Below are 11,589 nucleotides of genomic sequence, written 5' to 3'. Positions count from 1 at the left end.
GCCCTATCCATGCATCCGGCGGCGCCCCCCCGCCGGACGCCACCGCCCCCCCCCCGCCGCGGGGGTGGGGGGGCCCCCCCCCGCCCCCCCCCCCCCGGGGCGGCCGCCCCCCCGACGACCAGCACGACGAGGGGGCGGCCGACCGCCGTGAAGAGGATGTTCGTGGCACCCGATCCGGGACACCTGAGACTGCGCACCGCGGCCCGCGCCGTGACCGGCGTCGGCCTCGCCGTGGCCGTCGCCGAACTGGCCGGCCTCTCCCTCACCGCCTCCATCACCGGAGGCCTGGCGGCCCTGCTCGCCCTCTTCACCGTCGCCGACGCGTCCGTCCGCGCCCAGGCGCGCACCACCGCACTGCTCCCGGTCGCCGGATTCCCGGTGCTGGCCCTGGCCACCGCGCTGCATGGGGTGCCGCTCGCCCGCGACGCGGCCTTCGTCGCCGTCGTCTTCTGCGGGGTGTACGCCCGCCGCTGGGGCCCGCGCGGACACGCGCTCGGGATCTTCGCGTTCATGAACTTCTTCGTCACCCAGTTCCTGCACGCCCTGCCCGGCCAGCTGCCCGAGCTCTACGCGGCCGTCGGCCTCGCCCTGGCCTCGGCCGCCCTGGTCCGCTTCGTGCTGTGGCCCCTCGAACGCCGTACGCCGCCCGCCCCGGTCCCGGCCCCGCTGCCCGGTCGGGGCCTGGCCCGCCCCACCACCCGGCAGGCGGTGCAGGCCACCGTCGCCTGCGCGCTCGCCCTCGGCGTGGGCCAGGTGCTCTCCCAGGACCGCTGGTACTGGGCCGTCGGCACGGCCTGGTGGGTCTTCGTCAACACCACCTCGCGCGGCGAGACCCTGGTGCGCGGCTTCCGCCGGGTCCTCGGCACCGTCATCGGCATCGCGATCGGCCTGCTGGTGGCCATCCCGCTGCACGGCGCCCCCGCCCCGACCGCCGTCCTGGTCGCCCTGTGCGTCTTCGGGATCTTCTACACCGCACCCGTCTCGTACTCGTGGATGATGCTCGCGGTGACGGTGATGGCCGGCCTGCTCTACGGCCTGCTCGGCGTCCTCCATCCGGGCCTGCTGGTGCTGCGCCTGGAGCAGACCGCCGTCGGCGCGGGCGCCGCCTGCCTCGCCGTGGTGCTGCTCCTGCCCGTGACCACCCACACCACCAACCAGCTCTGGATCGAGCGCGCCCTGCGCAGCGTGCACGCGGCCACCGCCGAGGCGATCGCACGGCTCGCCGGCGACGAGACGGCCGACCCCGCCCCGCACGCCGCCGAGCTGGAGCTGCTGCTGGGCCGGGTGCGGATGGCCCTGGCCCCGCTGGTCCACCCGCTGAGCCCGTTCCGGGGCCGCAAGGCCCGGGCCCGGCAGGTCATCGCCCTGCTCGACGAGTGCGCCCGGGAGGTGCGCGGGCTGGCGGCGGTGGCCGCCGACCCCGAGGCCGGGCACGACGAGCGGCTGGCCGCCGCGTGCTGGCGGGTCGAGGGCGCGGTCGAGGCCCTGACCGCCCGCGAGAACGCCGCCCACCAGGCCCGCGGCCGCGCCGTCAAGGCCGCCGCCGCGCAGCCGGCCCAGGCCACCGCGACCGTCCCGGCCGCCCGCACCGCCCCCGACGCCGTTCCGGCAGCCGTCCCGGCCCCCCGGGCCGCAGTCGCCGCCACCCCGCCCGGCGTCCCCGCCCTCGCCCACCTGCACGGCCTGGAGCGCCTGCTCACCGAGCTCGACGCACCGCTGCGGGTCACTCCCGCCCAGTTGCTGACCCCGCGCTGACGCGCCGATCCGCACCCGACCCGGGCCCCCGTACACGACGTACGGCGGCCCGGTGCCGTAACGGGCCGTGGACCCTCAGCCCGGCGCGCCGTCCGCTCCGGCGAGGTGGCGCCACAGGAACGTGTGGGTCAGGGCCTCGTTCCACGCCGTCTGCTCGTGGTCGGTCGCCCCGCCGTGCCCGCCGCCCAGGTGCTCGTGGAACAGCACCCGGTGGCCCAGCTCGCGCAGTCGGGCGGCCATCTTCCGCGCGTGCCCCGGGTGCACCCGGTCGTCCCGCGTCGAGGTGAGCAGCAGCAGCGGCGGGTACGCCGCCTCGGCCACCGCGTTGTGGTAGGGCGACAGCTCCGCCAGGTGCGGCCGGTCCGCCGGATCGTCGGGGTCCCCGTACTCGGCCGTCCACGAGGCCCCGGCCAGCAGCTTGTGGAAGCGCAGCATGTCCAGCAGCGGTACGGAGGCCACCACGGCCCCGAACAGCTCCGGGTGCCGCACCAGCATCGCGCCCATCAGCAGCCCGCCGTTGCTGCCGCCCTCGATGCCGAGCCGGTCCGGCGTCGTGATGCCCCGCTCCACCAGGTCCCGGGCCACGGCCGCGAAGTCCTCGAAGGCCCGCGGCCGGTTCGCGCCGAGCGCCGCCCGGTGCCAGGCCGGACCGTACTCGCGGCCGCCCCGGATGTTGGCCACGACGTACGTGCCGCCGCGGGCCAGCCAGGCCCGCCCGGTCACCGCGCTGTAGTAGGGCAGCTGGGAGACCTCGAAGCCGCCGTACCCGTACAGCAGGGTGGGCGCGGGGCCGCCGCCCTCGGGCCCGACCACGAAGTACGGCACCCGCGTGCCGTCGGCCGAGACCGCGAAGTGCTGCCGTACGGACAGCCCGGAGGTGGCGAAGAGCTCGGGTGCCCGCTTGAGCTCCTCGACGACCGCCCCGCCGTCCGGCCCGAGCTCGCCCCGCACCAGGGTCGCCGGCTGCAGGAAGCCCGTCACGGTCAGGAAGTACTCGTCGCCGTCGTACGGGTCGGTGTCCGTGACGGAGGCGGTGACCAGCGCCGGCAGCTGTGCCATGGGCCGGCGGGACCAGCCGTCCGGGCCCGGGGTGAGCACCTCCAGCCGGCTGGAGACGTCGGCCAGGGACCGCACGATCACGTGGTTCCGGGTCCAGCTGTGCCCGGCCAGCGCCGTGGTCGCGTCGGGGGTGAACAGCACCTCCGCCGCCCGTCCGCCGGCCAGGAAGTCCTCGAAGCCGAAGGCGAGCAGGCTGCCCGCCGGGTGGCCCAGCCAGGGCGACTTCGGCACCACGACGAGCCACTCGCGGTGGGCGTAGGCCGCCGCGTCCTCGGGCACCTCGATCAGGCGCGGGCCGTCCGCGGTGAGCAGGAACAGCTCACTGCGCCAGAAGTCGATCGAGCGCACCACGAAGTCCCGCTCGAAGCCGGGCGTGTCGTCCCGCCAGCCGGTCGCCGACAGGTCCGCGGGCGCCACCTCGTGGACGAGCTCCGCCGCCGCGAGCGGGGTGCCGCGCCGCCAGCGGCGCACCTGGCGCGGGTAGCCGGACTCCGTCAGGGTGCCGGGGCCGAGGTCGGTGCCCACGTACACCGTGTCCGCGTCGATCCAGTCGATCCGGGTCTTGGCCTCGGGCACCTCGAACCCGTCGGCCACGAACCGCTTCGTCGCCAGGTCGAACTCGCGCACCACGCAGGCGTCCGCCCCGTCCCGGGAGAGCAGCACGAGCGCCTGCCGGTACTCCGGGTACAGCACCCGGGCGCCGGCCCACACCCACTTCTCGCCCTCCGCCGCGGCCAGCGCGTCGACGTCGAGGAGCACCTCCCACTCGGGTTCGTCCTTGCGGTACTCGTCCAGGCCGGTGCGCCGCCACACCCCGCGGAGGTGGTCGGCGTCCTGCCAGAAGTTGTACAGGTGGCCGCCGCGCCGGGTGACGTACGGAATCCGGCCGGTGTCGTCGAGGACCTCCCGCACCTCCTCCCGCAGCGCCCCGAACACAGGATCGCCGGTCAGGGCCGCGACCGTCTCGGTGTTGCGGTCCCGTACCCATTCCAGGGCGGTCTCGCCCCGTACGTCTTCCAGCCACAGCCAGGCGTCAGCGTCATCAGCGGTATCCGTCACCCCGCTATTCTCGGGCCTCGCCGGGCCGCGCGTCCCGGCCTGCCGCCACGGACCCGCCATGGCGTCCGTACCGGAGCCGGCCGTCCGCGCTCGCGTCCGCCCGGCGTCCGGTGGGGAACCCGCCAGGGTACGCGCTGCAGGACTCCGAGGGGGCCCGTGGGCGTGGACGCCACCTGTGCGCGTGAATCCGCGTGACCTACGGCCCGGCCTTGACCTGCGGCATGTACAACGGGTGCTTGTTCACAGCACATTCATCCGGCACGTACAGGGTGGATCTGGCCGGACAGGGGGTAACCGCCCGGAATGGAAACAGTGCAGCCGCACTCGACGGTCGCTCAGATGTGGGCAGCGGCCGAGGAGTTCATCCGGCTCCACCACCGGGAGAACCCGGAGGAGGGGAGCCCTTTCAAGCGTCTCGCCGTCGTCCGCGACGAGATCGAGACCACCGGCACCTACCGGCACACGGCGCGGGAGCTGGAGCACGGAGCCCGCGTCGCCTGGCGCAACGCCAACCGCTGCATAGGGCGCCTCTACTGGAACTCGCTGCGCGTCCGTGACCGCCGGGACCTCACCGGCGCGGACGACATAGCCGCCGAGTGCGTCGAGCACCTGCGCGAGGCCGGCAACGGCGGCCGCATCCGGCCCACCATCACCGTCTTCGCCCCGGACACGCCCGACAGGCCCGGACCGGTCATCTGGAACGAGCAGCTGATCCGGTACGCGGGCTACGGCTCCGAGGGCGGGATGCCCCAGGGGGACCCGCGCAACGCGGCCTTCACGCAGGCCGTGGGCCGGCTCGGCTGGCCGGGCGGCCCCGGCACCCCCTTCGACGTCCTGCCGCTGGTGGTGCAGGGCTGCGACGACAAACCCCGCTGGTTCGAACTCCCCGCGGACGCGGTCCTCGAAGTGCCCATCGAGCACCCGGAGGACGAGAGCTGGGCCGACTGGGGACTGCGCTGGCACGCCGTTCCCGCCATCTCCAACATGACGCTGGAGATCGGCGGCGTCCGCTATCCCGCGGCGCCCTTCAACGGCTGGTACATGGGTACCGAGATCGGCGCCCGCAACCTCGGCGACACCGACCGCTACCACCTGCTGCCCGCCGTGGCCCGCAGGCTCGGCCTCGACACCTCCAGCGACCGCTCGCTGTGGAAGGACCGCGCGCTGGTGGAGCTCAACCGGGCCGTGCTGCACTCGTTCGACCGCGCCGGGGCCACCATCACCGACCACCACACCGAGTCCCAGCGGTTCCTGGCGCACATCGACCGCGAGGAGCGGCACGGCCGCGAGGTGGGCGCCGACTGGTCGTGGATCGTGCCGCCGCTGTCCGGCTCGGCCACGCCCGTCTTCCACCGCACGTACGAGGACACGGAGCGCAGCCCGGCGTACGTGCACGACCCGGCGGCCCGCGACCGTGCCCAGGGCATCGGGCTGGTGCAGGACGACGTGGTGCCGGACGACGTGGTGCACGACGGTGCCGTGCCGGACGACGTGGTCCACGACGGTGTCGTGCCGGACGACGTCGTCGCGCGGGCCGACGACCTGCTCCGGGCCCGCTGCCCCGTCCAGGGCCACGGCCACGGCCGCGGCCGCAGTCCGGTATAGCCCACCTCCTTGGTCTAGACCTGCTACGGTCGGCGGGTGCGCGCATACATCGGATCGTTCACCTCGGCCGGCGGCCGCGGCATCACCACCGCGGCCGTCGACCCCGCGACCGGGAAGCTCACCCCGCTGGCGACCACGGACCCGGTCCCCGACCCGTCCTTCCTCGCGCTCGACCCGGGCGGCGCGGTGCTGTACGCGGTGAGCGAGACCGGGGCGGGTGCCGTCGCGGCCCTCGGGCTCGGCCCCGACGGGCCGAGCCCGCTGGGCGCTCCGTGCCCGGTGGGCGGCTCGGGCCCCACGCACCTGTGCGTGACGGGGGAGTGGCTGGCCACGGCCCACTACACGTCGGGCGGCGTCAGTACGCTGCGCCGGGCCGCCGACGGCCGGCTCACCGGACCGGCGACCGTCCTCGCGCACGAGGGCTCGGGTCCCGACCCGGAGCGGCAACGCGCCCCGCACGCCCACCAGGTCGTCCCCGCCCCCGACGGGCGGTGGCTGCTGAGCGTGGACCTCGGCACCGACTCGGTGCGCGTGTGCGCCCTCGACCCGCGGACCGGCGCACCGCGGCTGCACGCGGAGACCCGGCTGCGGCCCGGCAGCGGGCCCCGCCACCTGGCCTTCCATCCCGACGGCCGGTACGCGTACGTGGTCAACGAGCTCGCGCCCACCCTCACCGTGTGCCGCTGGGACGCGGACGCCGGCGCGCTGACCCTCCTCGACGAGGTGCCGGTGGCCCCCGAGGAGGCGTCGGAGTACGTGCGCGGCTACCCCTCCGCGGTGGTCGCCTCGCCCGACGGGCGGTTCGTCTGGACGGCCGTCCGCGGGCACGACGCGATCGGCGTCCTCGCACTGGCCGACGGAGGCGCGGCGGCGGTGCTCACCGCGAGCGTCGACTGCGGCGGCGTGTGGCCCCGCGACCTGGCCCTGGATCCGGCGGGGCGCCGGCTGTACGCGGCCAACGAGCGCTCGGGGGACGTCACTTGGTTCGACCTGGACCCGGACACCGGCGTGCCCGTGGAGGCCGGCGGCATCGCGGTTCCGGCGGCCTCCTGCGTGGTCTTCGGCTGACGCCGAGCGCCCTGCCGGCGTGCCGGTCGACGTCACCGACCGCCGGGCGCCGCCGGCCGACCGGCTGGCCGGCACCGGCGCACCGATCCCGGGTGGCCGTTCCGGAGCGACGTTCCGCGGCGCGGCGCACGGGGGTCGCCGCGGCCCGGGACGCGCGAGGGCCCGCCGTCCCCGGATCGGGGGGCGGGCCCTGCTGCGGACGAACGGGAAGGTCAGCGCACCGGGGCGCCCTGCGCCGGCTGCGGGATGCCCAGCGCCGCCGCGTACTGGGCCACGGCCAGCTTGCCCAGCGCCGGGTACGCGCCCAGCGGCTCGGCGGTGGCGCAGTCGGCCTCCTTGCAGGCCGTGTCCAGCAGCCCCTCGGCGGCCTCCGGCCCGATCAGGTACGGCGCCAGCGCCAGGTTGAGCGAGCCCGAGCCGCGCAGCTGGTCGGCGACCGCTGCCACCGATCCCTCCTGGTCGAGTGCGGCGGCGATGACGGGCACCGCGAGGCGCGCGGCCAGCAGCATGCCGGTGATGCCGGCGGCCTGCACGGCCTCCTCGCCGCCCACCGTGCCGAGGATGATGCCGTCGGCGGCGGTCGCGACGGTGAACAGCCGCGCACGGTCCGCGCGGGCCAGGCCCGCCTCGGACAGCCGCACGTGCAGGCCCTCGGCGAGCAGCGGGTGCGGGCCGAGCACGTCGGCCAGCTCCACGGCGGCGGAGCTGTCCATCAGCGCCTGCTTGATCCGGCGCAGCAGCGCGCCGTCGGGGCCCGCCAGCAGCGGCACGACCACGGCGGCCGGACCCTCGGACGGCGCCACCTCCTGGCCGGCCGCGCGGGCGAACTCGGCACGGGCCGCACGCTCGGCCGCGACGGCGGTCAGCAGCGCCGTCAGCGTCGGGAACTCGGTGCCCTCGGTGTCCTCGCCGTCCAGGTAGCCGATCCGGGCGTCGAGGCCCGGCAGCTCGGAGCGGGCGATGCTCAGGGTCTCCTCCGCCAGCTGGCGCGTGGCGACCGAAGGGGTGCCGGGCACGGCGAGCACCAGCGCGGGTGCACCCTCGGGGGCCACCGCCGGCTCGGGGCGGCGGTGCCGCCCGGTCTGGCGGGGACGCGGCATTCGTACAGGCAGGCCAGCGGGCCCAGTGGGGGAGCTCATGGCGCCGCATGCTACTGGCTTTCCGGGACCGGCTGTTCGGGCAGGTCCCGGACGGGCGGCATCTGTCCGCATTTATCCGATGAAGATTCGATACCTTCAACTCACGCTCGGCGCACGCGACTCCACGGTGCGTGTCCGCCCGGCGGGTTCCGGTCCGCCGGTGGCCGAGACCCGTCGGGCCGGCCGGTGCGGGTTCGGAAGCAAGGTCATCGCGCCAGTAGAGTGACCGTCGTGGCAGCTCAACCTCTGAACGAACTGGTCGAGCCCGGCTGGGCGCAGGCGCTCGCCCCGGTGGCCGGGCGCATCGCGGCGATGGGCGACTTCCTCCGTACGGAGATCGCCGCCGGCCGCAGCTACCTGCCGGCCGGGCCGCACATCCTGCGGGCCTTCCAGCAGCCCTTCGCCGACGTGCGCGTCCTCATCGTCGGCCAGGACCCGTACCCCACCCCCGGCATGGCCATCGGGCACAGCTTCGCCGTGTCGCCCGACGTGCGGCAGCTGCCCGGGAGCCTGGAGAACATCTTCCGCGAGCTGGGCCAGGACCTCGGCCTGCCCCGCCCGGCCAACGGTGATCTGACCCCCTGGACCCGGCAGGGCGTGCTGCTGCTCAACAGGGCGCTGACCACCGCCCCGCGCAAGCCCGGCGCGCACCGCGGCCAGGGCTGGGAGGAGGTCACCGAGCAGGCCATCCGCGCCCTCGCGGCCCGGGGCACGCCGCTCGTGTCGGTGCTGTGGGGGCGCGACGCCCGCAACCTCCGCCCGTTCCTCGGGGACTACCCGGCCATCGAGTCCGCGCACCCGTCGCCCATGTCCGCCGACCGCGGCTTCTTCGGTTCGCGCCCCTTCAGCCGCGTCAACGACCTGCTCGCCCGCCAGGGGGCCGAGCCGGTCGACTGGCGGCTGCCGTAGCGCGTCCGGGTCAGGTCAGGACGGCCGCCCGCACGCAGAGCACGTCCGGCAGGTGGGACAGCAGCAGGCGCCAGCTGTCCCCGTCGTCGGCGGAGGCGTACACCTCCCCGTTGCGGTTCCCGAAATAGATGCCCGCCGGGTCCGCGTCGTCGGTGCACAGTGCGTCCCGCAGCACCGTGCCGTAGTGCGCCGAGTCCGGCAGGCCCGCCGTCAGCGGCTCCCAGCTCGCCCCGGCGTCCCCGGTGCGGAAGACCCGGCAGCGGCGCTCCGCCGGCACCCGGTCGGAGTCCGCGTTGAGCGGGAACACGTACGCCGTGTCGGCGCGGTGCGGGTGGGCGGCGACCGGGAAGCCGAAGTCCGAGGGCAGCCCCGCGCCGATCGCGGTCCAGCTGCCGCCCCCGTCGTCGCTGCGGAAGACGCCCCAGTGGTTCTGCAGGTAGAGCCTGTCGAGGTCCACGGCGTCCTGGGCGATCTTGTGCACGCACTGCCCGAACTCGGGGTTCGGGTCCGGCAGGAACACCGCCGAGACCCCCTTGTTGGACGGCTCCCAGTGGGCCCCGCCGTCCGTGGAGCGGAACACGCCCGCCGTGGAGACCGCCACCGTCAGGGCGTTCGCGTCGCGCGGGTCCGTGATGATCGTGTGCAGGCCCTCACCGCCGCCGCCCGGCACCCACTTGTCCCGGGTCGGATGCTCCCACAGGGCTCTGACCAGCTCGAACGTTTCACCGCGGTCCTCCGAGCGGAAGAGCGCCGCCGGCTCCGTGCCGGCATACACGACCTCCGGCGCGGCCGACCCGGCCGGGTGCAGCTGCCAGACCCGCTCCAACGAGGCGCCGGTGTCCTTGGGGAAGGCCACCGCGGGCCGGGGCGGTTCGGTCCAGGTGGCGCCCAGGTCGTCCGAGCGGAACACCGAGGGCCCCCAGTGCGAGCTGACCGCGCCCACCAGCAGCCGCGGCACGGGCCCGCGCCGGTCCACGGCCACCGCGTACACGGACTCGGCGGCGAAGTGGGGGCCGTCGAACCCCCACGTCCCGGCTCGCCGTCGGCCGATGAACAGGCCCTTCCTCGTGCCCACGGTGAGCAGTACCTCGGTCATGGCCGGCACCTCCGACGTCGCGGCCGTCCCGGTCCGGACCCGTGCCGGACGCGGCCCTCCGGACCACTGTGCACCCGTCCGCCGAGCGTGGCTCCCCGGCGCGACCGCCGCCCGCGCAAGATTCTCGTAACTGAACGTCGGATGACGATCGCGTTGAGTTGCTTGATCGGACCTGACGAAGCAGGCTTCACTTCTGGTCTTACTTCTTGACACGAGAGGCACAGCGTGCTCGCAGACCCCGCGCACCCGCCGGAACCCGTCGATCTCGCCGGCCCTGCCGGGCCGCCTGCCGGCCCCGTCGGCCCCGTCGGCCCCGCCGGGCCGATGGAACGCCTCTCCCCGCTGGACCTCGCGTTCTGGCGCATCGAGTCCGCCCGTCACCCCATGCACCTCGGCGCCCTCGCGCTCTTCACCGCCGACGGGCCCGGCGCCGCCGCCCGCGCCGCCCGGCTGCTGGCCGAACGCAGTGCCCACGTCCCCGGCCTGCGCCGCCGCATCCAGGAGGTCCTCCTCCCCGTGGGCGCCGCCGCCTGGACGGCCGACCCCGGGTTCGACCCGGCCGACCACGTCCGGTTGCTGCCCGGCAGCCACCCCGACCCGCACCGCACGGCCGGACCGCTCATGGCCCGCCCGCTCGACCGCGGTCGGCCGCCGTGGGAGGCCCACGTGATGGAGGGCGCCGACGAGGGCTCGTTCGCGGTCCTCTTCAAGTTCCACCACGCCCTCACCGACGGTCTCGGCGCCCTCGCCCTCGCCGCCCGGCTGTTCGACGGGGGTGAGCCCGGTTCGTCGGAGGGTGGCCCGTCGGCTGTCGCCTCGGGGCGTGCTCGGTCGGGTTCGGGTGCGGGTTCGGGTGCGGGTTCGAGCTCGGGTGCGGGTGTGGGTGTGGGCTCGGGTTCAGGTGCGGGTGCGGTCGGATGGCCCGTACCTGATCTACGGCGGCTCTCGGGCACGTTGCTCTCCCGCGTCCAGGACCGCGTCCAGGACCTCGGCCAGGCCCTGGAGATCGGCGCGGCCGTCGCGCGTTCCGGCCTCCCGATCGGCGTCCCCGACGGTCTGACCACCCCGCCCGGCACCGCTGGCGAGCGCAGTACCGCGGGCGTCACCCTCTGCCTCGACGACGTCCACCGGGTCCGCAAGGCTGCCGGCGGCACCGTCAACGACGTGCTCATCGCCCTCGTCGCGGGTGCGCTGCGCCGCTGGCTGGCCGAGCGCGGCGACCGGGTCACCGGCCCCGGCCCGCGCGCCCTGGTCCCCGTCTCGCGGCGCCGCCCGAAGGGTGCCGGCGGCGCCGGGAACCGGCTCTCGGGCTACCTCGTCCGGCTGCCCCTGGCCGAACCCGACCCGCTGGGCCGGCTCGATGCGGTACGCGCCGACATGGACCGCAACAAGGAGGCCGGTCCGCACCGCGGCGCGGGCGCCGTCGCCCTGCTCGCCGACCACGTCCCCCCGCTCGGCCACCGCCTCGGCGGCCCGCTGGTCGCCCAGGCGGCCCGGCTGCTCTACGACGTCCTCGTCACCAGCGTCCCGCTGCCCGGCCTGACCTTCACGCTCGGCGGCGCCACCCTGCGCGAGGTCCACCCGCTCGCCCCGCTCGCCCACGGCCAGGCCCTGGCCGTGGCCGTCTCCACGTACAAGGGCACCGTCCACTACGGTCTGGTCGCCGACACCGCGGCGGTCCCCGACCTCGACGACCTGGCCCGCGCGCTGCGCGAGGAGCTCGACGGGCTGCTGCGGGCGGCGGACGGAGTGGGGGTCGGGGGGCGGGTTTGAGGTGGCTGCCTTTGTGCTCTGAAGGCGCTGGTGCTGGACGGTTCTGATGCTGGACGGTTCTGGTGCTTGAGGTGCTTCAGGAGGATCGGTTGGTGGAGCTGTCCTGATGTGGGTGGGTGGGGCCTG

Annotated in this window: 8 protein-coding genes; 5 read left to right on the top strand and 3 right to left on the bottom strand. The window is 75.5% G+C overall.

Annotated features, from left to right (window positions below):
* Positions 1-156 precede the first annotated feature (156 nt).
* Positions 157-1,755, top strand: a complete 1,599-nt coding sequence (locus tag ACIQCH_RS25215) for an FUSC family protein (RefSeq protein WP_402584419.1) — start codon at positions 157-159, stop codon at positions 1,753-1,755.
* A 75-nt stretch (positions 1,756-1,830) separates the two neighbouring features.
* Here the strand turns inward: ACIQCH_RS25215 and ACIQCH_RS25210 are convergent, their stop codons facing one another.
* The gene (locus ACIQCH_RS25210) at positions 1,831-3,873 is read right to left on the bottom strand and encodes a prolyl oligopeptidase family protein (protein WP_402584406.1); all 2,043 of its coding nucleotides are present in this window, start codon (positions 3,871-3,873) and stop codon (positions 1,831-1,833) included.
* 303 nt (positions 3,874-4,176) lie between these two features.
* Between ACIQCH_RS25210 and ACIQCH_RS25205 the strand changes: the two genes are divergently transcribed.
* Entirely contained in the window at positions 4,177-5,478 is a 1,302-nt protein-coding gene (locus ACIQCH_RS25205; protein WP_402584404.1) for a nitric oxide synthase oxygenase, read from the top strand.
* 36 nt (positions 5,479-5,514) lie between these two features.
* Positions 5,515-6,546 carry a lactonase family protein gene (locus ACIQCH_RS25200; RefSeq protein ID WP_402584402.1) on the top strand — a complete coding sequence of 344 codons (1,032 nt, stop codon included), beginning with the start codon at positions 5,515-5,517 and terminating at the stop codon, positions 6,544-6,546.
* Positions 6,547-6,758: 212 nt separating this feature from the next.
* Here ACIQCH_RS25200 and ACIQCH_RS25195 read toward each other — a convergent pair whose 3' ends face one another.
* Complete coding sequence (locus tag ACIQCH_RS25195; protein ID WP_402584400.1) at positions 6,759-7,685, bottom strand: sirohydrochlorin chelatase; 927 nt, start codon at positions 7,683-7,685, stop codon at positions 6,759-6,761.
* Positions 7,686-7,916: 231 nt separating this feature from the next.
* Between ACIQCH_RS25195 and ACIQCH_RS25190 the strand changes: the two genes are divergently transcribed.
* Positions 7,917-8,594: a uracil-DNA glycosylase gene (locus tag ACIQCH_RS25190; RefSeq protein WP_402584398.1), complete on the top strand. Its 678-nt coding sequence runs from the start codon at positions 7,917-7,919 to the stop codon at positions 8,592-8,594.
* Between the two features lie 10 nt (positions 8,595-8,604).
* Here ACIQCH_RS25190 and ACIQCH_RS25185 read toward each other — a convergent pair whose 3' ends face one another.
* The gene (locus ACIQCH_RS25185; RefSeq protein WP_402584396.1) at positions 8,605-9,690 is read right to left on the bottom strand and encodes a WD40/YVTN/BNR-like repeat-containing protein; all 1,086 of its coding nucleotides are present in this window, start codon (positions 9,688-9,690) and stop codon (positions 8,605-8,607) included.
* Between the two features lie 324 nt (positions 9,691-10,014).
* On the opposite strand from ACIQCH_RS25185, the gene ACIQCH_RS25180 reads away from it, so the two are divergent.
* Complete coding sequence (locus ACIQCH_RS25180) at positions 10,015-11,463, top strand: wax ester/triacylglycerol synthase family O-acyltransferase (protein ID WP_402584395.1); 1,449 nt, start codon at positions 10,015-10,017, stop codon at positions 11,461-11,463.
* The last annotated feature ends 126 nt before the right edge of the window (positions 11,464-11,589 follow it).

This window comes from Streptomyces sp. NPDC093225 (assembly GCF_044753805.1).
Classification (GTDB): Bacteria; Actinomycetota; Actinomycetes; order Streptomycetales; family Streptomycetaceae; genus Streptomyces.
This window is presented reverse-complemented; position numbering and strand designations above follow the sequence as displayed.

Excerpts from the sequence above, each read along its gene's own strand:
- ACIQCH_RS25215 (WP_402584419.1), top strand. The coding sequence starts at position 157 with ATGTTCGTGGCACCCGATCCGGGACACCTGAGACTGCGCACCGCGGCC.
- ACIQCH_RS25205 (WP_402584404.1), top strand. The coding sequence starts at position 4,177 with ATGGAAACAGTGCAGCCGCACTCGACGGTCGCTCAGATGTGGGCAGCG.
- ACIQCH_RS25180 (WP_402584395.1), top strand. The coding sequence starts at position 10,015 with ATGGAACGCCTCTCCCCGCTGGACCTCGCGTTCTGGCGCATCGAGTCC.
- ACIQCH_RS25195 (WP_402584400.1), bottom strand. The coding sequence starts at position 7,685 with ATGAGCTCCCCCACTGGGCCCGCTGGCCTGCCTGTACGAATGCCGCGT.
- ACIQCH_RS25185 (WP_402584396.1), bottom strand. The coding sequence starts at position 9,690 with ATGACCGAGGTACTGCTCACCGTGGGCACGAGGAAGGGCCTGTTCATC.